The 23,418-nt window shown below is 51.2% G+C and carries 19 protein-coding genes; 7 read left to right on the forward strand and 12 right to left on the reverse strand.

Annotation, left to right across the window (positions count from 1 at the left end):
- Positions 1-18: 18 nt before the first annotated feature.
- From lolE to lolC, 3 genes are read right to left on the reverse strand one after another with little or no spacing between them, the layout of a single operon-like run.
- Complete coding sequence (lolE, locus tag NNN64_RS06530; protein ID WP_271440875.1) at positions 19-1,263, reverse strand: lipoprotein-releasing ABC transporter permease subunit LolE; 1,245 nt, start codon at positions 1,261-1,263, stop codon at positions 19-21.
- Positions 1,263-1,964 (reverse strand): lipoprotein-releasing ABC transporter ATP-binding protein LolD, encoded by a 702-nt coding sequence (lolD, locus tag NNN64_RS06535; protein WP_003832278.1) that lies wholly within the window; start codon positions 1,962-1,964, stop codon positions 1,263-1,265. The genes lolE and lolD overlap by 1 nt, the downstream gene beginning before the upstream one ends.
- A complete protein-coding gene (gene lolC, locus NNN64_RS06540; protein ID WP_137382949.1) occupies positions 1,957-3,156 on the reverse strand; it encodes a lipoprotein-releasing ABC transporter permease subunit LolC in 1,200 nt (399 codons plus the stop codon). The genes lolD and lolC overlap by 8 nt, the downstream gene beginning before the upstream one ends.
- Positions 3,157-3,416: 260 nt before the next feature.
- Between lolC and NNN64_RS06545 the strand changes: the two genes are divergently transcribed.
- The 3 genes from NNN64_RS06545 to ldtC all read left to right on the forward strand — a co-directional run bounded on the left by NNN64_RS06545 (position 3,417) and on the right by ldtC (position 9,161).
- Complete coding sequence (locus NNN64_RS06545) at positions 3,417-4,481, forward strand: acyltransferase family protein (protein WP_271440897.1); 1,065 nt, start codon at positions 3,417-3,419, stop codon at positions 4,479-4,481.
- Between the two features lie 119 nt (positions 4,482-4,600).
- Positions 4,601-8,047 carry a transcription-repair coupling factor gene (mfd, locus tag NNN64_RS06550; RefSeq protein ID WP_271440876.1) on the forward strand — a complete coding sequence of 1,149 codons (3,447 nt, stop codon included), beginning with the start codon at positions 4,601-4,603 and terminating at the stop codon, positions 8,045-8,047.
- 148 nt (positions 8,048-8,195) lie between these two features.
- Positions 8,196-9,161, forward strand: coding sequence for a L,D-transpeptidase LdtC (gene ldtC, locus NNN64_RS06555; RefSeq protein ID WP_271440877.1), 966 nt, complete (start codon positions 8,196-8,198; stop codon positions 9,159-9,161).
- 84 nt (positions 9,162-9,245) lie between these two features.
- Here ldtC and bhsA read toward each other — a convergent pair whose 3' ends face one another.
- The gene (gene bhsA / locus NNN64_RS06560; RefSeq protein ID WP_040231961.1) at positions 9,246-9,503 is read right to left on the reverse strand and encodes a multiple stress resistance protein BhsA; all 258 of its coding nucleotides are present in this window, start codon (positions 9,501-9,503) and stop codon (positions 9,246-9,248) included.
- A gap of 243 nt (positions 9,504-9,746) precedes the next feature.
- On the opposite strand from bhsA, the gene comR reads away from it, so the two are divergent.
- Complete coding sequence (gene comR / locus NNN64_RS06565) at positions 9,747-10,382, forward strand: TetR family copper-responsive transcriptional repressor ComR (RefSeq protein ID WP_271440878.1); 636 nt, start codon at positions 9,747-9,749, stop codon at positions 10,380-10,382.
- A 254-nt stretch (positions 10,383-10,636) separates the two neighbouring features.
- Positions 10,637-12,817, forward strand: coding sequence for a TonB-dependent siderophore receptor (locus NNN64_RS06570; protein ID WP_271440879.1), 2,181 nt, complete (start codon positions 10,637-10,639; stop codon positions 12,815-12,817).
- Between the two features lie 56 nt (positions 12,818-12,873).
- Here NNN64_RS06570 and NNN64_RS06575 read toward each other — a convergent pair whose 3' ends face one another.
- From NNN64_RS06575 to hinT, 8 genes are all read right to left on the reverse strand, one after another.
- Positions 12,874-13,413, reverse strand: a complete 540-nt coding sequence (locus NNN64_RS06575) for a glycine zipper 2TM domain-containing protein (RefSeq protein WP_048211960.1) — start codon at positions 13,411-13,413, stop codon at positions 12,874-12,876.
- A 168-nt stretch (positions 13,414-13,581) separates the two neighbouring features.
- A complete protein-coding gene (ndh, locus tag NNN64_RS06580; RefSeq protein ID WP_271440880.1) occupies positions 13,582-14,886 on the reverse strand; it encodes an NADH-quinone dehydrogenase in 1,305 nt (434 codons plus the stop codon).
- A gap of 969 nt (positions 14,887-15,855) precedes the next feature.
- Positions 15,856-16,398 (reverse strand): alpha/beta hydrolase YcfP, encoded by a 543-nt coding sequence (gene ycfP / locus NNN64_RS06585; RefSeq protein ID WP_061067733.1) that lies wholly within the window; start codon positions 16,396-16,398, stop codon positions 15,856-15,858.
- A gap of 21 nt (positions 16,399-16,419) precedes the next feature.
- Complete coding sequence (gene nagZ / locus NNN64_RS06590; protein ID WP_137382957.1) at positions 16,420-17,445, reverse strand: beta-N-acetylhexosaminidase; 1,026 nt, start codon at positions 17,443-17,445, stop codon at positions 16,420-16,422.
- A gap of 10 nt (positions 17,446-17,455) precedes the next feature.
- Entirely contained in the window at positions 17,456-18,280 is an 825-nt protein-coding gene (gene thiK / locus NNN64_RS06595; RefSeq protein WP_271440881.1) for a thiamine kinase, read from the reverse strand.
- Positions 18,261-18,893: a penicillin-binding protein activator LpoB gene (lpoB, locus tag NNN64_RS06600; protein WP_048212601.1), complete on the reverse strand. Its 633-nt coding sequence runs from the start codon at positions 18,891-18,893 to the stop codon at positions 18,261-18,263. Before lpoB ends, thiK begins: the two co-directional genes overlap by 20 nt.
- Positions 18,894-18,915: 22 nt before the next feature.
- Positions 18,916-19,290 carry a YcfL family protein gene (locus NNN64_RS06605; protein WP_137382959.1) on the reverse strand — a complete coding sequence of 125 codons (375 nt, stop codon included), beginning with the start codon at positions 19,288-19,290 and terminating at the stop codon, positions 18,916-18,918.
- A 2-nt stretch (positions 19,291-19,292) separates the two neighbouring features.
- Positions 19,293-19,652, reverse strand: coding sequence for a purine nucleoside phosphoramidase (gene hinT / locus NNN64_RS06610; protein WP_005121105.1), 360 nt, complete (start codon positions 19,650-19,652; stop codon positions 19,293-19,295).
- A gap of 348 nt (positions 19,653-20,000) precedes the next feature.
- Here hinT and fhuE point away from each other — a divergent pair, with 348 nt between their 5' ends.
- Both fhuE and NNN64_RS06620 read left to right on the forward strand, forming a co-directional pair.
- Positions 20,001-22,187, forward strand: a complete 2,187-nt coding sequence (fhuE, locus tag NNN64_RS06615; protein ID WP_271440882.1) for a ferric-rhodotorulic acid/ferric-coprogen receptor FhuE — start codon at positions 20,001-20,003, stop codon at positions 22,185-22,187.
- Between the two features lie 386 nt (positions 22,188-22,573).
- Positions 22,574-22,951, forward strand: a complete 378-nt coding sequence (locus tag NNN64_RS06620; RefSeq protein WP_271440883.1) for a RidA family protein — start codon at positions 22,574-22,576, stop codon at positions 22,949-22,951.
- Positions 22,952-23,418: the final 467 nt, after the last annotated feature.

Here is a 23,418-nt window from a genome sequence, read left to right on the forward strand (position 1 = left end):
TTAGTGTATATATTGTTGTTATTGGCCGCTAAGTACTCTCGCAGGGTCAATATTGCTGGCGCGACGCGCCGGATACCAACTTGCCAAAAGACTCAGCAACAATGCTGTCACCAACACGTAAATCACATCCAGCCAGTGCAATTCAGATGGCAGGAAGTCAATAAAATAAATATCGCCCGAGAGAAACTGATGGCCGATCAGCGCCTCAATACCATTAATGATCGGTGTGAGCTGCAGAGAAACAACAACACCAATAACCACACCTATCAGACTACCGAACAGACCCGCCAGCAGTCCATACCAGACGAAGATAGCGCGGATCAGCCCGTCTTTCGCCCCCAGCGTTCTTAATACCGCAATATCACCGCTCTTGTCTTTTACCGCCATCACTAACGTTGAAACGATATTGAAACAGGCAACGCCAATCACCAACACCATGGCCAGATACATAATGGCGCGAATCATCTGGATATCGCGATACATATAGCCGTAAGTACCGATCCAGCTCTTAATGTAGACATAGTTGTTGGTCACTTCACCGGCGTCTCTGACCAACTTATTGGCGTTAAAGACATCGTTGACCTTCAGGGCAATCCCGGAAACGCTGGAGCCCATATCCAGGTACTGCTGCGCGTCTTCCATTGGGATCATGGCGAAGCTGTGATCGAGCTGACCGCTCAGTTGCAGAATACCGGTAACGTGCAAACGCACACGTTTAGGCTGCTGTAGCTTGTGATCGGCGCTGGCATTGGGGATCATAATCGACACCCAATCCCCCTGCTTCACCTTCAGCGCGTCAGCAATCCCCTTGCCAATAATGACCTGCTGCTCACCCGCTTTGAAATTATCCCAGGCATGGTTTTGCACAAATGACGGTAGCGCACTTAAACGTTGCTCCTGCTTCGGATCCACGCCTTTTACCTGTACGGCACGCAAGTTCGCCCCACTCTCCACCAGCCCGGTGAAATTGATATACGGTGCAGCCGCGACAATACCCGGTACCTTCTGCACGTTGACCAGCGCTTCCCGCCAGTTATTCCACGGCTGGTTCACCGCTTCTATCTCACCGTGCGGCACAACCGCCAGAATACGGTTGTTCAACTCGCGCTCAAAACCGTTCATGGCGCTCAAACCGACAATCAATACCGCCACACCTAATGCAATACCGATGGTGGAGATGACGGAAATCAGCGAAACCATACCACCGCGCCGCCGACCACGGCTAAAACGTAACCCAATCAATAACGATAAAGGCGAAGCCATTACTCTGCTCCCATCAGGCTCAGTTCGGCCGTCAGGCGACCATCGCGCATTTCAAGCTGGCGGCTCATGCGCTTCGCCAGTTGCAGATCGTGCGTCACAACCAGAAATGCTGTGCCCTGAGAACGGTTCAACTCACCCAGAAGCTCAAAAATACTGTCCGCGTTACGCGCATCAAGGTTACCTGTTGGCTCATCTGCCAACACCAGACGCGGGTTATTCACCAGCGCACGGGCAATCGCAACACGTTGACGCTCGCCGCCTGAGAGTTCGGACGGACGGTGGCTGGCACGGTGATCCAGCCCAACCGCTTTCAGCATGTCACGTGCGCGCTCGGTAATTTCAGCCGGCTTCTTCTTGCCAATCAGTAGCGGCATCGCCACGTTTTCCAGCGCGGTAAAGTCTGGCAACAAATGGTGGAACTGGTAAATAAATCCGAGCTTCTGATTACGCAGTTCCGCTTTCGCCGCTGACGAGAGTTTGCTCATCGGTTGACCGCTAAAAATGACGTCGCCGGAAGTCGGCGTATCCAGCCCGCCGAGCAGATGAAGCAATGTACTTTTGCCGGAGCCTGAGCTGCCGACAATCGCCATCATCTCACCCTCGCCGACGCAAAAACTGACATCGTGCAGAACATCAGTCTGCACCGTGCCTTCCTGATAGCGTTTGCACAGGTTGTCGCATTGCAACAGGATCTTATTCATAACGTAAAGCCTCAGCGGGTTGAGTGGCGGCAGCGCGCCAGGAAGGATAAAGCGTAGACAGCAGTGCGATGGCCATTGCCACCAGTGCAATAACGATCACCTGCAACGGCTCAATAGCGACAGGCAACGCGGCACCGTCCAGCAGCACGCCGATAATCGGCATCAGGTTGTTCAGTTGGCTGGCAAGCAACGCGCCCAGCACGGCCCCCAGCAGCGCGCCGATAATCCCGGCACTGGCCCCCTGAACCATAAACACCATCATTATTTGCCGCGGCGTGAGCCCCTGCGTTTGTAAAATCGCCACTTCCCCTTGCTTCTCCATTACCATCAGACCCAGCGAGGTAATAATATTAAACGCCGCTACCGCTACGATCAGGCTCAGCAACAGCCCCATCATATTTTTTTCCATCCGCACAGCCTGGAACAGCTCACCTTTACGCTCGCGCCAGTCCTGCCATTTGGTGCCTTGCGGCAACGTTTGTTGACTCAGCGTATCAACCTTGAGCGGTTCATTTAGCCACAGACGCCAGCCGGTGATATTGCCTGCCGGATAACGCATCAGACGTGACGCATCCTGGATGTTGGTCAACATCTGATAACCATCGACTTCACTATTGGCGGCAAAGGTACCAATCACCGTAAACAAACGCTGGCTCGGCAAGCGTCCCATTGGCGTAAACTGGCTGGCAGAAGGCACCATCACGCGAATTTGATCGCCGCGATTCACACCTAACTGTCCGGCAAGCTGCTCACCGAGGATGACATTATACTTACCCGGTTCGAGATCTGTTTGCTTCACATTGACCAGATACGGCGTTAACGGATCTTTTTGCGCCGGGTCGATGCCCAGCATCACCCCTACCGCCACGCTACGCGCACTCTGTAGGACCACATCGCCCGTTGTTAGCGGCGCAACACGGTTGACGCCGTTCAATACCACGGCTTTTTCCGGCAACTGCTGCGGGTTAAGAGAGCCTTGCTCAGCCGAGAGAATAGCCTGAGGCATCAGACCAAGGATGTTATTTTGCAGCTCGCGTTCGAAACCGTTCATCACCGACAATACCGTGACCAGCGCCATTACCCCAAGAGTAATGCCAATGGTAGAGAGCCAGGAAACGAAACGACCGAAGCGATCTGCTGCACGCCCACGCATATAACGCAGGCCAATGAATAGAGCGACAGGTTGGTACATGAAATCCGTCTGGTTGCTGTTAGCAAAGTCACGAGTATATAAGCGAAAGCGGGACGGGTAAATGACTGAACCGTAAGTGTTCGTCAGCATTGTTCTGAAAAGTATAACCAAATCAATTCGCTAAAGTTCCCACTTTTCCCTCATCCTTTGTTCCTGATCTTTATCTTAAAAAAATAAAAAGCAGACGGTTACGCATTACAGCAAAGGCAGGGTTTTGCAGGATGGCAGGCTATCTCACACACTATGGATACGCCACTGCAATGAATAAAAAAGAGTTATGGATTAATCAAATCAAAGGGTTATGTATCTGCCTGGTAGTTATTTACCACTCGGTCATTACCTTTTATCCCCATCTCACCGCCTTTCAGCATCCACTCTCACAGGTGCTAACCAAATGCTGGATCTACCTCAATCTGTATCTGGCACCGTTTCGCATGCCAGTCTTTTTCTTTATTTCGGGCTATCTGATCCGCCGCTACATTGCAAACGTCCCGTGGACAACCTGTGTAGACAAGCGTATCTGGAGTATTGCCTGGGTGCTGATACTGTGGGGAATCGTGCAATGGCTGGCGTTGACCACGCTCAATAACTGGCTGGCTCCGCAACGCGACCTGGGCCATGCGGCCAATGCCGCCTATGCCGGTTCACTGGGAGACTTTACCCGGGGAATGCTCACAGCCAGCACCAGTCTGTGGTATCTGTATGCGCTGATTGTCTATTTTGTCTTGTGTAAGATCTTCAGCCGCTGGGCATTGCCGCTACTGGGACTGTTTGCATTGCTGAGTGTGGCAATCAACTTTTTCCCGACCCCATGGTGGGGGCTAAACAGCGTAATACGTAATTTGCCCTGGTACAGTCTCGGTGCCTGGTTTGGCGCAACGCTGATGACGTGGATCAAAGACGTTCCCCTGCGCCGTCACGCAGTCATCGTAACGGTGAGTACACTGGTGGCTGTCATCGCCTGGCGGGCAAATATCTCGCTATTACTCTCACTTGTTTCCATCGTACTCATCATGAAGTTGTTTTATCAATTTGAACAACGTCTTGGCATGAGTGCATCCAGTCCATTAAGCGTGATAGGTTCCAATACTATCGCCATCTACACCACCCATCGAATTCTGGTGGAACTGATTAGCTTAACGCTACTTCCCAAACTCAATCATACCGTCTGGTCCGCAAACGTAGAGCTGGCCCTGCTACTGATGTACCCGTTCGTCTGCTTACTGTTGTGTACGCTGGTCGGACTAATGGTTCGAAAGATTTCACAAAAAACCGTTGCCGACCTGCTCTTCTCACCGCCGTCTTTCTCCATCGTTTCCCGCTAAACCTTACGCGCTTTTTGCCCCCATCCGGGGGCGAATCAATTTGCTTATGAGAAACGATCACGGATAATAAAGAAACATTGCTTATCAGACGTATATCCAAACGAGATCCTGACAACCGAATGCCTGAACAACATCGTTACACGCTTCCAGCCGGCGCTTCCGATCAGCGCCAGTTGGGTGAACTTACCGGTGCCGCCTGCGCGACGCTGGTCGCAGAAATCGCCGAACACCATCCGGGACCCGTGGTGCTTATCGCGCCAGACATGCAAAATGCCTTGCGTCTGCATGATGAAATTCGTCAGTTTACCGACCAGATGGTGATGAATCTGGCTGACTGGGAAACACTGCCCTATGACAGTTTTTCCCCGCATCAGGAAATTATCTCCTCGCGACTCTCCTCGTTGTATCAACTGCCTGCGATGCAACGCGGTGTGCTGATCGTACCGGTCAACACGTTGATGCAGCGCGTCTGCCCGCACAGCTATCTACACGGTCATGCGCTGGTGATGAAAAAGGGTCAGCGCCTGTCGCGTGATACCCTGCGTGAGCAACTGGACAGCGCCGGTTATCGCCATGTTGATCAGGTTATGGAGCACGGTGAATACGCCACACGCGGTGCGTTATTGGACTTGTTCCCAATGGGCAGTGAACTGCCTTATCGCCTTGATTTCTTTGATGACGAAATCGACAGTCTGCGTCTGTTTGATACCGACACCCAGCGCACGCTGGAAGAAGTCGACGCCATTAATTTGCTGCCTGCCCACGAATTTCCTACCGATAAAACAGCCATTGAGCTGTTCCGCAGCCAGTGGCGTGATACCTTTGAAGTTAAACGTGACGCCGAACATATTTACCAGCAGGTCAGCAAAGGCACGTTACCTGCCGGGATTGAATACTGGCAACCGCTGTTTTTCAGTGAACCGCTACCACCGCTGTTCAGCTACTTCCCTGCCAATACGCTGTTAGTGAATACCGGTGATATTGAAACCAGCGCAGAACGTTTCCAGGCAGATACACTGTCACGCTTTGAGAATCGGGGTGTCGATCCGATGCGCCCACTGCTGCCGCCAGAATCGCTGTGGCTACGGGTTGATGAGCTTTTTTCTGAACTTAAACGCTGGCCTCGCGTCCAGCTCAAAACCGAAAGTCTGGCAAACAAAGCGGCAAACACTAATCTGGGATTCCAGAAGCTGCCGGACATCGCCGTACAAGCGCAACAGAAATCGCCGCTGGATGCGCTGCGTAAATTCCTGGAAACCTTTAACGGTCCGGTCATTTTCTCGGTAGAGAGTGAAGGCCGCCGTGAAGCACTCGGCGAACTTCTGGCTCGCATCAAAGTTGCGCCAAAACGTATTTTACGCCTTGATGAAGCCGCCGACAGCGGTCGTTATCTGATGATTGGTGCGGCAGAACATGGTTTCATTGATACCAAACGCAACCTGGCGCTGATTTGCGAAAGCGATCTGCTTGGGGAACGCGTGGCCCGCCGCCGCCAGGATTCCCGCCGCACGATTAACCCGGATACATTGATCCGAAACCTCGCTGAGCTGCATCCGGGGCAGCCCGTCGTGCATCTTGAGCACGGCGTGGGTCGCTATGCCGGGATGACCACGCTGGAAGCAGGCGGCATTACAGGCGAATACCTGATGCTCACCTACGCCAACGACGCCAAATTGTATGTACCGGTGTCATCGTTGCATTTGATAAGCCGCTATGCCGGAGGCGCGGAAGAGAATGCTCCGCTGCATAAACTTGGCGGAGATGCCTGGTCGCGCGCCCGGCAGAAAGCCGCCGAGAAGGTGCGTGACGTCGCAGCGGAGTTGCTGGATATTTACGCCCAGCGTGCGGCAAAAGAAGGTTTTGCCTTTAAGCACGACCGCGAGCAGTATCAGCTGTTTTGTGACAGCTTCCCGTTTGAAACCACACCCGATCAGGCGCAGGCCATCAACGCGGTACTCAGCGATATGTGCCAACCGCTGGCAATGGACCGTCTGGTGTGTGGTGACGTCGGCTTCGGCAAAACCGAAGTGGCGATGCGCGCCGCATTCCTCGCCGTCGAGAACCACAAACAGGTGGCCGTTTTAGTGCCGACTACCCTGCTCGCTCAGCAGCATTTCGACAACTTCCGTGACCGCTTTGCCAACTGGCCCGTGCGCATTGAGATGCTGTCCCGTTTTCGTAGCGCCAAAGAGCAAGCGCAGATTCTGGAGCAGGTTGCCGAAGGTAAAATCGATATTCTCATCGGCACGCACAAACTGCTGCAAAGCGATGTGAAACTCAAAGATTTGGGTCTGCTGATTGTCGATGAAGAGCACCGCTTCGGTGTCCGTCACAAAGAGCGTATTAAAGCGATGCGCGCCGATGTCGATATTCTGACGCTGACCGCAACCCCTATCCCGCGTACGCTCAATATGGCGATGAGCGGCATGCGCGATCTGTCAATTATCGCCACACCGCCAGCGCGTCGTTTGGCCGTCAAAACCTTTGTGCGCGAGTATGACAATCTGGTGGTGCGCGAGGCTATCCTGCGTGAAGTGCTACGCGGCGGGCAGGTCTACTACCTGTTCAACGATGTTGAAAACATCCAGAAAACCGCTGACAGGCTGGCAGAGCTGGTACCGGAAGCACGTATCGGGATTGGACACGGGCAAATGCGCGAACGCGAGTTGGAACGTGTGATGAACGATTTCCACCATCAGCGCTTCAACGTGCTGGTGTGTACCACCATCATCGAAACCGGGATCGACATTCCAACCGCTAACACCATTATTATCGAGCGCGCTGACCATTTCGGGTTGGCACAATTGCACCAGCTACGCGGCCGCGTGGGACGTTCACACCATCAGGCCTATGCCTGGCTGTTGACGCCGCATCCGAAAGCGATGACCACCGATGCACAAAAACGCCTTGAGGCAATTGCCTCACTGGAAGATTTGGGTGCAGGTTTTGCGCTGGCCACTCACGACCTCGAGATCCGCGGCGCGGGAGAACTTTTGGGTGAAGATCAGAGCGGTTCGATGGAAACCATCGGCTTCTCACTGTACATGGAACTGCTGGAAAATGCGGTTGATGCGCTAAAAGAGGGACGCGAACCGTCGCTCGAAGATCTTACCAACCAGCAAACTGAAGTCGAGCTGCGGATGCCTTCGTTACTGCCAGATGACTACATTCCCGATGTGAATACGCGACTGTCGTTCTACAAGCGTATTGCCAGTGCAAAAGGCGAAAACGAGCTGGAAGAGATTAAAGTTGAACTGATTGACCGTTTTGGTTTGTTGCCTGACCCGGCCCGTACGCTGCTGGATATTGCCCGTTTGCGCCAGCAAGCGCAAAAACTGGGTATCAGAAAGCTAGAAGGCAATGAAAAAGGCGGGACGATTGAGTTTGCCGAGAAGAACCACGTCAACCCGGTGTGGCTGATTGGCTTATTACAAAAGCAACCCCAACACTTCCGTCTGGATGGCCCAACCCGGCTGAAGTTCATGCAAGATTTGAGCGAGCGTAAAACCCGTATCGACTGGGTACGTCAATTTATGCGTCAACTTGAAGAAAACGCCATAGCGTAGCGTTCCTGCCGGGTGAGCGCGGTGCTTACCCGGCCGATGAATTTACAAACTCTTTGCACTTCCCTGCACTTCCCGACACAGCAAACCGCCATAATTCCTGTTTACTTTTACATTATAAAAACCACGTAAAAACAATGGATTTATGGTGATGTTAAACAATAAACAACTCTCTCGCTGGCTAACGCTTTTTACGCTCGCGGCGACCGTCGCGTTAGCGCTTCCGGCTAAAGCGAATACCTGGCCGCTCCCGCCGCCAGGCAGTAAACTGGTGGGTGAAAATGCCACTCACGTTGTCGAAAACAACGGCGGATCGCTGGAAGCCATTGCGAAAAAATACAACGTCGGCTTTTTAGCGCTGCTGCAGGCTAACCCCGGCGTCGATCCATACGTACCTCGCCCGGGCAGTGTTTTAACCATCCCATTGCAAACTCTGCTGCCGGATGCCCCACGCGAAGGGATTGTCATTAACCTCGCCGAACTGCGTCTTTACTATTACCAGCCAGGGACAAAATCGGTGACCGTGTATCCCATTGGCATTGGCCAGTTAGGCGGCGACACCCTGACCCCAACAATGGTCACCACCATCTCTGATAAGCGTGCCAACCCGACCTGGACACCAACGGCGAATATCCGCGCACGGTATAAAGCCAATGGTATCGACCTCCCTGCTGTAGTACCTGCCGGGCCAGATAACCCGATGGGGCATCATGCTATCCGCTTAGCGGCTTACGGCGGTGTGTATTTGCTGCATGGGACCAACGCGGATTTTGGCATCGGTATGCGTGTCAGTTCTGGGTGTATTCGCCTGCGTGACGGTGATATTGAAACCTTATTCCGTCAGGTTACGCCGGGAACCAAAGTGAACATCATCAACACGCCGATTAAAGCCTCCGTTGAACCTAACGGTATGCGCCTGGTTGAAGTACACCAACCGCTGTCAGAAAAGATTAATGACGACCCGCAGTTACTGCCAATCGTGTTGAATTCATCAATGCAGAGCTTTAAAAATGCGGCACAGACAGACGCCGCTGTAATGGAGCATGCAATGGAGCTACGCTCAGGCATGCCGGTAGACGTGACACGCCACCACGATGTTCCCGCACAAACGCTGTAAATTCAGGTTATAAAAAAACCCCCGCCGGTTTGTTCCCGCGGGGGTTTTTTATTGAATTCGCAGTGGCATGCGAGGGTTTACAACTTATTTGTAGATAACTGCAGTCCCGTGAAGGGTGTTAGGACCGGTAACAGAAGTAATACGGAATGACTTCGCACCCATTTCATCGGCTTTCTGTGCCAGTTGATCTTCCAGAGAACCTAAGTTAGTCCCGGCGTTGGCAGAGATAATACCGACTTTCTGTTGGCCTGCAGGTGTAGCCTGAACTTCAACAGCGGCAAAGCTTGCAAATGAAAGTGAGCTCAGGACAGCAGCGACAAAAAGAGTTTTTACGTTTTTCATGATAGTGACCTTTAGCAGATGAATATATGCCGTAAGCGATTAACTTAACGATCGATAGGTAAATCATAGATGTGATCCAAGTCACACGTCAACATTTTTTTATAACGATTGTTATTTAAAAAATAAAGGCCTTATTTTTCATATCAATAGCATTGAATTATTTTTATCGTGAATGCACTGGAGTGTCTGCGTGATTATTTTTATAATGGTTATTCAATAAACCCAACCAGGTACAACGGCACCATGACAACTGAAATGACAAGTTGTGCAAAAAAAAGCCGTGGCCGACCAAAAGTGTTCGACAGGGAAGCCGCGCTTGATAAGGCCATGACACTCTTCTGGCAGCACGGATATGAAGCGACATCGCTCGCCGATCTCGTAGAAGCAACCGGGGCAAAAGCGCCTACGCTGTATGCAGAATTTACCAATAAGGAAGGACTGTTTCGTGCCGTGCTGGACCGCTATATCAGTCGCTTCGCGGCAAAACACGAAGCCCAACTGTTTTGTGAAGAAAAAAGCCTCGAATCCGCACTTGAGGACTATTTCACCGCAATAGCGACCTGCTTCACCAGCAAAGACACGCCCGCGGGATGTTTTATGATTAACACATCCGCTACGCTGGCCGCCTCCTCCCGGGATATTGCGCACACGGTTAAATCCCGTCACGCCATGCAGGAGCAGACGCTGGCTCAGTTTCTGCATCAACGACAGGAACATGGTGAAATACCGGCACACTGCGATGTACAAAAGTTGGCTGAGTATCTGAACTGTATTTTGCAGGGTATGTCGATCAGCGCCCGCGAAGGAGCCACATTCGAAAAACTGATGCAGATCGCGCACACCACGTTACGATTGTGGCCTGAACTGATTAAAGATTAACCTTCTCCACACTCCCCACGTCTTACTGTCATCACCGGGATCTTACGCCGTTCCCGGTGATAACGGCACTTCTTAACCCCTACATTCTTTATTGTTTTCATTGGGTTAATGCATTTCTTTTGTAAAATACATTGATAATGTCAATCATTATCAGCAATATTCGCATTTGTTTTAATGCCCATTTCATAATGTAACGATCGGTTTCTATCGCCGTAAAAATAAAAGCAGACCAACAAATTTTATAAGGAATACAAATGAATAAGCATCTCTGGGTGCTCAATCCTCTGTTACTGTCTTTAACCCTACCGGCAATGGCGGCAGAAGAAGAAGATCTCATCGTCAGCGCCAACCGTAGTCAACGTACCGTGTCTCAAATGGCACAAACTACATGGGTTATCGAAGGCAGAGAGATTGAACAGCAGGTTCAGGGGGGGAAAGAGTTTAAGGATGTTCTTGCTCAGTTGATCCCCGGAATCGACGTCAGCAGCCAGGGACGGACCAACTACGGGATGAACATGCGTGGTCGCGCCATCGTTGTGCTTATTGACGGTGTTCGTCTCAACTCTTCCCGCACTGACAGCCGTCAGCTCGACTCCATTGATCCGTTTAATATTGCACACATTGAAGTTATCTCCGGGGCAACATCGCTGTATGGCGGCGGAAGTACCGGTGGTTTGATCAACATCGTCACCAAAAAAGGTCAGCCTAAGCGTGAAGTTGAACTCGAGCTGGGCAGCAAAAGCGGATTCAACAACAGTAACGATCATGACGAACGGGTTGCCGCCGCAGTTAGCGGAGGAACCGACCGCGCATCCGGACGCATGTCTGTCGCTTATCAACGGTTTGGGGGGTGGTATGATGCCAACCACGACGCCTTAATGCTCGATAATACCCAAACCGGTTTGCAGCATTCCGACCGCCTGGACCTGATGGGTACCGGGACGATTGAGCTTGATGACGACCGCCAGCTGCAGTTGGTTACGCAGTACTACAAAAGCCAGGGCGATGACGACTACGGACTGAATCTCGGCGAGAACATGTCAGCCGTGACGGGAACCGGTAACGCTAATACCAGTAGCGGTCTTAATTCCGACCGAATCCCCGGCACGGAACGGCATCTGATCAGTCTGCAATATTCCGATGCTAATTTCTTCGGCCAGAATCTGGTCAGCCAGATCTATTACCGTGACGAATCACTAAAATTCTATCCTTTCCCTACGCTGAGCAAAGGTAAGGTCACCAGTTTCTCCGCATCACAACAGGATACTGACCAGTTTGGTGCCAAAATCACCCTCAACAGCCAGCTGATGGAAAACTGGGAGCTGACATGGGGGATCGACGCCGATCACGAAACATTCGATTCCAATCAAGAATTCTTCGATCTGGCTTATTCTCTCCCCTCCGGCGGTATGGATAACCGAACGGCCTACACCACCGGGCGCTATCCCGGTTACAGCATCACCAACTTTGCGCCTTTCCTGCAAAACAGCTACGACATTAATGACATCTTTACGCTTAGCGGCGGTATCCGCTACCAGTGGACTGAAAACCGCGTTGATGATTTTGTCGGCTATACGCAGCAGCAAGGCATCGCCACGGGCCTGGCGAACTCTGCAGATAGTATTCCGGGTGGCAAAGCAGATTATGATAACTTCCTGTTTAACGCGGGCATCCTCGCACACCTGACCGACCGCCAGCAGACCTGGTTCAACTTCTCTCAAGGTGTGGAACTTCCCGACCCCGGAAAATACTACGGCAACGGTACCTACTCGCTGGTTGGCGATCATTATCAGCTCCAGCGCAGCGTTAACGTAGCGGATTCACGCCTGGAAGGCATTAAAGTTAACTCTTACGAACTGGGGTGGCGCTACACCGGCGATAATCTGCGTACACAGCTCGCCGCTTACTATTCCACGTCTGATAAATCGATCGTCGTTAACCGCGACGATATGACCATTAACGTAAAGCCCGACGATCGCCGTATTTATGGCCTTGAAGGCGCGGTGGATTATTTCATTGCTGATACGGACTGGAGTCTGGGAAGTAACTTCAACATCATTAAATCAGAAGTGAAGAAAAACGGTAAATGGCAAAAATGGGATGTCACTCTGGCTTCGCCATCTAAAGCCACCGCATGGGTTGGCTGGGCACCGGAACCGTGGTCGCTGCGAGTACAGAGTCAGCAGACATTTGACCTGAGCGACGCCAGTGGCAACAAACTGGATGGGTACAATACGATGGACTTTATCGGCAGCTATCAGCTCCCACTGGGTAAATTGACCTTTAGCGTTGAGAACCTGCTGAATGAAGAGTACACCACCCTCTGGGGACAGCGTGCACCGTTACTCTACAGCCCGACTTATGGCAGTCCATCCTTATATGAATACAAAGGCCGGGGTCGCACCTTTGGTTTGAACTATGCCTTAACCTTCTAATAAAAAAAGCCCCCCAGCCTGAGCGATGGGGGGCTAATGTTCAGGATAACGCTATTTTACGCCTTGTTATTCAGAACCAACTGGCCGTTGTTATCCAGCGGAATTTGCGTACCGGGATCTTTATCCATCCGGATTTTGCCCTGCTGATCGCCAATTTTATACGTGACGTCGTAGCCCAGCATTTTTTCTGATTTGTCATACACTGTTTTACAACGTTGTTGTGTGGTCGTGTACGTATCGTTTTCCTGCATTGAACCCTGAATTTGGTTACCTGCATAACCGCCACCTAACGCACCGGCAACGGTCGCAATGTCTTTTCCGCGTCCACCACCAAACTGATGACCAATTACGCCCCCGGCAACCGCGCCCAGCACGGAACCGGCGATACGGTTTTCATCCTGTACAGGTTTACGGTGAGTAACCGTCACGTTACGACACTCCTGGCGCGGTGTTTTTACCGTTTCTTTAATCGGTGTTGCAGAGACGACTTGTGCAAACTGTGGGCCACGCTCAAAAACGTTTAGACTGGCCACCGCTGCCACACCCAGCGCAGCAGCTACGCCAATCCCTATACCCGCCAACATTGATTTATTCACGGGACTTCCTCCTTTTTTGCTATTAGCAACAACTTTGCAACAGAAGGTAAATAATGCCAATCAGATTACGGATGAAAATCGCGGGGATAGGGGGGAAAGCAGCATGATTCAGAGAACTCTGAAAGAAAGTGCCGGATGAAGCATTTCATCCGGCATTACAAGCCAGTATTAGTGCAGTTTAAGACGCGGACGAATCACACGGTTAATGCTGCCAACCAACATCATCAGGCCGGTTTTGAAGTAACCATGCAGCGCAATCTGGTGCATACGGTACAGTGAAATATAGACAAAGCGCGCAATACGCCCTTCCACCATCATTGAGCCACGTGTCAGATTCCCCATCAGGCTACCCACGGTAGAGAAGTTGGAGAGAGAAACCAGAGAACCGTGATCTTTATACTGATACGCTTTCAGCGGTTTACCGTTCATCTGTGCCAGAATGTTGTTCATCGCGCAGGATGCCATCTGGTGCGCAGCCTGGGCACGCGGCGGCACAAAACCCCCTTCCGGACGCGCACAGGAAGCACAGTCACCAATCGCATAGATGTCCGGATCACGCGACGTCTGCAGGGTCGGTTCAACCACCAACTGGTTGATACGGTTGGTTTCAAGACCACCAATTTCTTTCATAAAGTCTGGCGCTTTGATACCTGCTGCCCACACCATCAGATCGGCTTTGATGTACTCACCCTCTTTGGTATGCAACCCACCTTCGTCAGCGCTGGTTACCATCGTCTGAGTCAGTACACGTACGCCCAGTTTGGTTAATTCGTTATGCGCAGCACTGGAGATCCGTGGCGGCAACGCTGGCAGAATACGTTCACCGGCTTCCACCAGTGTGACGTTCAGCGCTTCGTTGGTCAGCCCTTTATAACCATAGCTATGCAACTGTTTTACCGCATTGTGCAGCTCAGCGGAGAGTTCTACCCCCGTTGCACCACCACCGACGATAGCGATGTTCACTTTGCCGTTCGCGCCCAGGTTTGCGGAATACTTAAGGAACAGATTCAGCATTTCCTGGTGGAAGCGACGCGCCTGGTGCGGGTTATCGAGGAAAATACAGTTTTCTTTGACGCCTGGCGTGTTGAAATCGTTGGACGTACTGCCCAGCGCCATCACCAGCGTGTCATACGGCACTTTACGCTCGGGGACCAGCAGATCGCCCTTCTCATCTCGCAGCTCAGCAATCGTGATAGTCTTCGCTTCACGATCGATATCCATCACCGACCCCAACTGGAACTGGAACCCGTGGTTACGGGCATGCGCCAAATAGCTCAGCGCATCAACACCTTCATCCAGCGATCCTGTTGCCACTTCGTGCAGCAACGGTTTCCACAGGTGGCTGTGGTTTCTGTCTACCAGCGTGATTTTTGCCTTCTTCTTACGACCCAGTTTTTTACCCAACTGCGTCGCCATTTCCAGTCCGCCAGCACCGCCGCCGACAATCACGATCCTTTTCAATGGTGTAGTCAACGTGACCCCCTCAAATTTATTAACCAATTGTTAATTAAAAGTTATTCGCATAGCCTTTAATTAACAACAAGTTACGATAATGAAAATGTTCTTCGAGACTGAGAATAACACGAACGGTGCATTGGTCATACCAAAATTGATGTGTATCAAGTTTTGATGCTGAAAAGATAGACAACGCAAACTTTTAGGACAAAAAAACCAGCCCGAAGGCTGTAATGCCAGTCAGTTAGCGCCTCAGTTTCAGAAAGCTTCAACCTGTGCTGGCCGAGGTAAAGAACATGCTATCTCGGAGAAAGAGTTCCGTTCACCTCATGCTCATCATTTCTCTTAAGCACCGATTCCTGTGAACGTGTAAAGGGCGTTCTCCGCCACGCCCTTTACAATCCCGGCTCCCGGCAGGAAAATTGTTGCTGCGCAATACCCTCCGCTTATTCCTCCAGGCTACCGGGCCGGGCGCGAGGAAGCGTCCTTGCAAAGCGCGCCCTGAGCCAGCATCCATGCTGGCTCTCCCGGCCTTACGGAAACACGTCGGCAATTTTCAGCCGGACCAGCCCACACCTGACCATCTGCGTTTTTTGTTTAAACAGCAAAAAAGATTTAACTGGAAGTCAGTGCGTTGAAGCGATGGCCCCGGTCCGGCTGAAAATCGATGAGACGTTGACGGCTGACCGGGTCTGCCCGCAGGGATGCGGGCAGAGGGGACGGCCTGCATGGACGCAGGCTCGACCCCGACCCGACAGGCAGACGGCATAAGACGAATAACTCGCGCAGCGACGATTTTCCCGCCGGGAGCCTGGGTTGCAAGGGAGGCGGCGGTGAGCCTCCCTTGCACGTTCACAGGTATCTGCGCTTCAGAGAAATGACACCACTGAGGTGAACGGAACCCTGAGCCAGAATCACATGTTCACCATACGTTCGTAACTGACGAGCATTAGCCTGGCGGCTGTTTTTTTAAACGCTCAATAAGGATTAACCTAACGTCTTGAACGCTTTGATTCGCTGCAAATGTGGGGAGATATTTTTGAATTTATGGGTTTGTTCTTCATCCCATACAATTTCATAGTAATGATGCAGTTCCTCCGACGAACGCTGGCTGTTCAGGGCTTCATCATGGCGCGACAGAATAACCAGGCAGCGATCGCGATTCTTCTCGCGGAAGTTGGTCACACATTTTGTAGCGATATCAGCATACTCTTCCGGCCTGTCGATTTTCCCTTCCATATTCTCATACGGGAACAGGTTAGGGTTAAACACCACCTGACGAATATCACACAGGAAACCAATCCGCTCAGCCCAATACCCCCCCAACCCAACGCCGCAAATCAATGGTCGATCATCCACATTAAGCTGCAACATTTTGTCCACTTCTTTCAGCAGATGCTGCATATCATGTTTAGGATGCCGCGTACTGTAGCTAATCAGCCTGACATCCGGGTCAATGAATTGCAGTTGCAATACTTTCTCGTGGTTGCCCGGACTGTTAGAGTCAAAACCGTGTAAATAGATAATCATCGCATCCTCGCCAAACTTGCGTTAATGACCTGCTTTCTCTTCCTGCCAACGCTCATGAAGCTGGTTGAGCTGGGCGCTTACTGTCTTCCAGCGAGCCGAGTCCATCAGTTCCTGACGTGAAAATGAACCTTTATGATACAAACGTGTAACACGTTCTGCATTGATCGGCGACAGATTATCTAAAACACTGACCGCACCCTTACGATTATTGCAGACCAGGATCATATCACAACCTGCATCCAGTGATGCCTGCCCGCGCTCTGCGTAGCTCCCCATAATTGCTGCGCCTTCCATCGACAAATCGTCGGAGAAAATCACGCCATCGAAACCGAGCTCCTGGCGAAGCACTGTTTTCAGCCAGTGGGGTGAGCCGCTTGCGGGTCGCGGGTCTACATCACTGTAAATGACGTGCGCCGGCATAATTGCATCCAGTTTGTTTTCAGTGATTAACGTCTGGAATACCGACATATCTTTCGCACGGATCTCGGCTTCCGGACGCGGATCGGTTGGCGTTTCTTTATGCGAATCCGCCGTCACTGCACCATGTCCTGGGAAGTGTTTACCGGTCGTTTTCATTCCAGCCGCATGCATGCCATCAATAAAGCGGGTTGCCATCGCCAACGCTTTCGCGGGTTCGGCATGATAAGAACGTTCACCAATCGCAGCACTGATATGTCCCACATCCAGAACGGGCGCAAAGCTAATATCAATATCCATTGCGATCATTTCACTGGCCATCAGCCATCCAGCTTCCTGAGCCAGTTTGCCCCCCTCTTCCAGCCCATGCAGTGCAGCAAAAGATTGCGCCGCAGGCAGACGGGTAAAACCTTCACGAAAGCGCTGGACGCGTCCCCCTTCCTGATCCACTGCCACTACCAGATGATTGCGCGACGCGGCACGGATCTGGCGAACCAGTTCACGTAGCTGTTCCGGGTCATGATAATTTCGGGTAAAGAGGATTAACCCGCCTACCAGTGGATGCGCCAGAATCTCACGCTCTTCAGCGTCCAGCTCATACCCTTCGACATCCAACATTACTGGGCCCACACTGCTCTCCTTATCCTTTTATTGTTAGCTGCCGCCAGGTTTCATCGGCCAGCCTGATAAATTGCCGATCGCCGGTTTGTTGCCAGCGATACTCAAACCATCCCACCTTCAGCATCATCACCCACAGCTGCCAACGTCTGACCTGCCGCCACAGGGCATCGGGTTCAATATGCGCATGTTTGGCATAGGCATCGACCAACTGTCGGTGCTGGGATTCATCCGCGGCCCACACTGCCGCGAGTTCAAGAGCAATATCACCGTCTCCGGCGTATTCCCAGTCGATTAACCGCAGTCCCGACGCCGTGCGTACAATATTGTCGCCGTGAACATCCATATGCAATGGTCCCAAACGTAAGGGATGCGGCTCACCTTTGGTTCTTAGTCGCTTTAGCAGTTGCAACCAGCGCGGCGTTCGGCGCGCCGGATCGCTACACTGCCAGTACTGTTCGAGCAGTGGCAACAGGTTGATTCGCCAGCCCAGACGGGGTTGCTGATGCAAATAATACAGCAAGCCTGCGAGTTCGTCGGCTTCCGGTAATCTGGATTCTACCTTACCGTGAAAAAAATCGACTGCCATCCATCCCCGCGTATAAAAACGAGGTCTGGGGGCAAGATTCTCAGGCAGATGTTTTAACGCGCGATACTGACGTAGAAAATGCGATTCTGGCGCGTAAGGATCGTGATGACAGCGCAGCACTAAACGGTGGGCTTGATGTTCGATGATGCAGCTCCCGCCGCTCAAACCGCTTTGGCTGGAGACGACGGGATGATACTGCGGGAAATAGCGCGACAGAACCTCATCGCGCGTCAGTCTGTTATTGTTGCTGAACGGCACCTTTACCTGACCAGATTATCTCGCCAGTTTGTACCAGCATTAATTGCATTTGCAGAGCAGGTGAATTGACGTTACCAGAAGCGCTGGAATAGAGCACATACTGAGCGCCAACGTTACGGGCAATACCAATCGCTTTGCTGCGTGTTCCCAGGCTGTCGTTCGGCGACAGACCTAACTGCTGCTTGGCTACTGCCAACTGCTGCGCAGAAACCAGGGTAAATTTACCATTATTCGCCAGTGCATTTCGCAAAGTCTCGGTGGCTTCACCTGCGTTTAACGAGCCGTTGGTACGGTTATTTACGCTATCAACCAGCAGTACACCCCCAGCTTTCACACCCTCAGCCTGCAGCATTTTGCCGACCATCGGCTGCATTGCCCCGTTCCAGTCATAATGACGCTGACGTGGGGTTGGCTGCGCCGTTTGGTCCTCGTGCTCAATCGGACCCGGCTGCTGCGGTATGGTTGGCACCGTTGGTACCACCGGAACTGGCTGTTGCGGTTGCACGGGTTGTTCCGGCACCGGCTTCACTTCCTCTACCGGCGCTGGCTCACGTTGAGCCACACAGCCAGAGAGAAACATCGCCAGCGCGGCAATCAATGCGTAGCGATTCATTTTGATCTTCACGATTCACCCCTTACAAATAAAGATAAAGCCTAACCTTGTGCGCCCCCAGATAATTGGCGCTGCCGTACAGCGTTACCGACGAACGAGCCGGAATAGTGATGCTGCGTGGCGCTTCCAGAGGGTGCATCTCCAGCCCTCTGGCGTCATACCAGTAAAACCGATAATGAACGGTGACAGGTTCTTGTCTTTCGTTATAGAGTCGTGAGGATGCAGAGGCCTGAATATCAGACGTTGTTAACTCAGGCGGCTCTGCGGTGATACCCGCCGCCAGTATTGTTGATTCCATCACCAGAGACTGTTCATCACTGACCGGAATTTCCGGGTGTGAACGGCAGCCAGCCAGCAACAGCAGACCCAACGTAAGCGCAATGCATCCTCTGGTCATTATTAAAGACCTTTATGCGCGAGCATTGGACCAAGCGCACGTCCACCCAGCAGATGCATATGAATGTGATACACCTCCTGACCGCCGTGACGGTTGGTATTCATAATCAAACGGTATCCATCTTCGGCAATGCCTTCCTGCTCAGCGATTTTCGCCGCCACTGTGATCATTCGTCCCAGCGCCTGCTCATGCTCTGCCGTCACATCGTTGACGGTTGGGATTAAAACGTTCGGGATGATCAGAATATGCGTTGGTGCCTGAGGTGAAATATCACGAAACGCAGTGACCAGCTCATCCTGGTATACGATGTCCGACGGAATTTCACGACGAATAATTTTGCTGAATATAGTTTCTTCTGCCACGACGTTTTCCTTTTTCATTAAGAGCCCATGCGTTGTGCCATGCTACGCCGGGTGACTCTGCGAGTATAGAGTATGAGCGAGTTACTCACGCTCTTTCAACTTTAACCCTCGATTTTTTAAGCAAAAAGCCCTGCCAGTGCTGTTCTTATAACCATTTCCCGGCGCTATCGCTCAGACATAGTACTGAAACAATATTTCATTTATGCGTAGCATTTGTTTACACATTGAATATGAATGCGTATATTTCGCATTTGCATTCTCATGCAAGAAAAATAATTAACAGCCAAAGGGTTCATTACGCACTCACGTGATTCGAACTTAATATTAATAATTATCAAGGACTTTCCGATGTCTTTCACAACACACTATAGGGACGAACAGCATCGTTCTGCCATTGTCCCATCCCTCCTGACTGCCTGCATCGCGGCGGCGTTATTGCCTTGTACCAGCCTCGCCGCCTCCGCAGAAGAGACGGTGATCGTTGATGGTTCAGCCTCCGCCACATCCAGTGATGAGCAGGATTACAGCGTTAAATCGACATCCGCAGGCACAAAAATGCAGATGACACAGCGAGATATCCCGCAATCCGTCAGCATCGTCAGCCAACAGCGTATGGAAGATCAGCAGCTCCAGACACTGGGCGATGTGATGGACAACACTCTGGGGATCAGCAAAAGCCAGGCGGACTCTGACCGCAGCAGCTATTTTTCTCGCGGATTCCAGATCGATAACTACATGATCGATGGGATCCCGACCTATTTTGAATCCCGTTGGAATCTCGGCGATGCCCTTTCTGACACAGCTTTGTTTGAACGTGTAGAAGTGGTTCGTGGTGCAAACGGGTTAATGACCGGCACGGGGAATCCTTCGGCATCGATTAACATGATCCGTAAACATGCAACCAGCCGCGAGTTCACGGGGAATGTCTCCGCGGAATACGGCAGTTGGAATAAGCAACGCTATGTGACTGATTTGCAAAGCCCATTGACGGCAGACGGCAACGTGCGCGCTCGCATCGTGGCAGGTTATCAAAATAACGATTCCTGGCTTGACCGCTACAACAATGAAAAAATGTTTTTCTCGGGGATTGTCGATGCCGATCTGGGCGACACCACCAGCCTGTCGGCAGGTTACGAATACCAGCGTATTGATATCAACAGTCCAACCTGGGGCGGCTTGCCGCGCTGGAATACCGATGGCAGCAAAAACAGCTACGACCGCTCGCGCAGTACCTCGCCGGACTGGACCTACAATGACAAGAACATCAACAAAGTCTTCGTGACACTCAAACAGCGTTTCGCGGATACCTGGCAAACAACCCTGAATGCCACACACTCCGAGGTCAAGTTCGACAGCAAGATGATGTACGTCGACGCTTACGTTAATAAAGCTGACGGCACACTGATTGGTCCCTATGGCAACTATGGACCGGGCTATGATTACGTTGGTGGAACAGGCTGGAACAGCGGGAAACGTAAAGTCGATGCCGTCGATCTCTTTGCCGATGGTGGCTACGACCTGTTTGGTCGTCAGCATAACCTGATGCTGGGCGGCAGTTACAGCAAGCAAAATAACCGTTATGAAAGCTCGTGGGCAAATGTATTCCCTAACGAAATAGGTAGCTTCTATACCTACGACGGTAACTTCCCGGAAACCAACTGGAATCCACAATCGCTGGCCCAGGACGATACCACGCACATGAAATCGCTGTATGCCGCGACACGCATTTCGCTGGCCGACCCATTGCATTTGATCGTCGGCGCGCGTTATACCAACTGGCGTATCGATACCCTGACCTACAGCATGGAACAAAACCACACTACGCCCTATGCGGGTCTGGTTTATGACATCGATGATAACTGGTCCACTTACGCCAGCTATACCTCTATCTTCCAGCCGCAAAACAAACGCGACAGTTCCGGTAAATATCTCGCCCCGATTACCGGCAACAACTACGAGGTTGGTCTGAAATCAGACTGGATGAACAGCCGTTTAACCACCACCCTCGCTGTATTCCGCATTGAGCAGGATAACGTGGCGCAATCAACCGGCGTACCAATCGCCGGTAGCAATGGCGACACCGCCTATAAAGCGATGGATGGAACGGTCAGCAAAGGCGTTGAATTCGAAGTAAACGGTGCGATCACGGATAACTGGCAGATGACTTTCGGTGCAACGCGGTACGTTGCGGATGACAACGAAGGCAATGCCGTCAATCCGAACCTGCCGCGTACTACGGTAAAATTGTTCACCCGTTATAACCTGCCTGCCCTGCCGGCACTGACCGTGGGGGGTGGAGTTAACTGGCAGAATCGCGTGTATAGCGATACCGTGACGCCATACGGCACGTTCCGTGCAGAACAGGGAAGCTACGCGCTGGTGGATTTATTCACTCGCTACCAGGTAACGAAGAACTTCGCCATCCAGGGCAACATCAACAACCTGTTCGATAAAACCTACGATACCAATGTCGAAGGCTCTATCGTCTATGGTGAGCCGCGTAACGTCAGCCTCACCGCCAGCTACCAGTTCTGATAATACCCAGTCTGTAAAGTATCCACCTGCATGTCAGGTGGATTTACCGAAAAGCTAAAAAGCAAAAAGCCCGCTCAAGTTTCCTTAAGCAGGCTTCTTAAATATGGCTCCTCTGACTGGATGCGGATTCTAATGTATTAAATTGAATTTAAAGTAATTTTATTTTAAAAATTGAAATGAGGCCCTCAATAAGGCCCCAAATGCTACACCCGATTCAAAGTGTGATTCACATCACATTTTAAATTGTTGTTCTGGCTGTAGATAGATATGGCAGTCGGCCTTGTGCCAGAGGACGTTGCGTACTTTATATCATGCCAATCAACGTTGAATATTCACAATGGAATGGTAAAGTTGTGCCTTACTTCCCTTTCAAAAGGATCATTGGTATGAGTAACCTAATAAGAAAAAATTATTCTGAATTAGGTGAAGTAAAGGCCCCTTATGTCCATTCAGTAAAGCATAGTAACACGCTCTATATTTCAGGCATGACGGCGTTTGGCACCACGGCCCAACACCAGGGCATTGCTGAGCAGGCTGAAGAAATATTCAGCCAAATCAGAAAAATCGCCAGCGTAGAAGGTACAGATTTTTCGGCGCTAATCAAAGTGACCATCTTCATCACCTCTTTTGAGGAGATCAATGAGCTACGCAAAGTACTGTATCGAAATTATGGTGATTACTTGCCAGCCAGTTCGCTCGTTGAAGTCAGTCGCCTCTTCTCACCTGACCTCTCAATAGAAATTGAGGCTATATTCGGCCTTTGATTCAATGCCCATTGCCGGATAGTGACAACTGTTCGGTTCTAATGCCATTTTATCAAGCCAGAGTTAAGCGTCCGCGCCTCGCCTGTAACAGACCACACGACTCCTCAATAGCTCCGCTTTGTGCCAGGAGCGGATCTTTATGCCCATTTAAGCTTGTCACAGCGGAGTTATATAAGGGGACAGTTTGGTAAACGGTTTTTTGTACGTTATGAGCATCATTTAACAAGCATATATAGGTAACTTATTGATTTATCAGTTGTGACTATCATCTAGGTTCAACATACATGTTTTGAAGAGTGAGATTAAGTTACCGATAAAGTGGAAGCCATTCACTTCACATTTAGCATCCCCAGGTACTTACTTTTTTCTATTCACGCAGGAAACACAGTGGTATTGTTTTTAGTCAATACAGATACTGTGATACTTATCGCCAAACGTTGGATGGTAGCTCGTTGCTTTCGTGAGTC

This window comes from Citrobacter sp. Igbk 14 (genome assembly GCF_028069825.1).
Classification (GTDB): Bacteria; Pseudomonadota; Gammaproteobacteria; order Enterobacterales; family Enterobacteriaceae; genus Citrobacter.

Coding starts and splice junctions, on each gene's coding strand:
- lolE (WP_271440875.1), bottom strand. CDS start 1,263: ATGGCTTCGCCTTTATCGTTATTGATTGGGTTACGTTTTAGCCGTGGT.
- lolD (WP_003832278.1), bottom strand. CDS start 1,964: ATGAATAAGATCCTGTTGCAATGCGACAACCTGTGCAAACGCTATCAG.
- lolC (WP_137382949.1), bottom strand. CDS start 3,156: ATGTACCAACCTGTCGCTCTATTCATTGGCCTGCGTTATATGCGTGGG.
- NNN64_RS06545 (WP_271440897.1), top strand. CDS start 3,417: ATGAATAAAAAAGAGTTATGGATTAATCAAATCAAAGGGTTATGTATC.
- mfd (WP_271440876.1), top strand. CDS start 4,601: ATGCCTGAACAACATCGTTACACGCTTCCAGCCGGCGCTTCCGATCAG.
- ldtC (WP_271440877.1), top strand. CDS start 8,196: ATGTTAAACAATAAACAACTCTCTCGCTGGCTAACGCTTTTTACGCTC.
- bhsA (WP_040231961.1), bottom strand. CDS start 9,503: ATGAAAAACGTAAAAACTCTTTTTGTCGCTGCTGTCCTGAGCTCACTT.
- comR (WP_271440878.1), top strand. CDS start 9,747: ATGACAACTGAAATGACAAGTTGTGCAAAAAAAAGCCGTGGCCGACCA.
- NNN64_RS06570 (WP_271440879.1), top strand. CDS start 10,637: ATGAATAAGCATCTCTGGGTGCTCAATCCTCTGTTACTGTCTTTAACC.
- ycfP (WP_061067733.1), bottom strand. CDS start 16,398: ATGATTATCTATTTACACGGTTTTGACTCTAACAGTCCGGGCAACCAC.
- lpoB (WP_048212601.1), bottom strand. CDS start 18,893: ATGAATCGCTACGCATTGATTGCCGCGCTGGCGATGTTTCTCTCTGGC.
- NNN64_RS06605 (WP_137382959.1), bottom strand. CDS start 19,290: ATGACCAGAGGATGCATTGCGCTTACGTTGGGTCTGCTGTTGCTGGCT.
- fhuE (WP_271440882.1), top strand. CDS start 20,001: ATGTCTTTCACAACACACTATAGGGACGAACAGCATCGTTCTGCCATT.
- NNN64_RS06620 (WP_271440883.1), top strand. CDS start 22,574: ATGAGTAACCTAATAAGAAAAAATTATTCTGAATTAGGTGAAGTAAAG.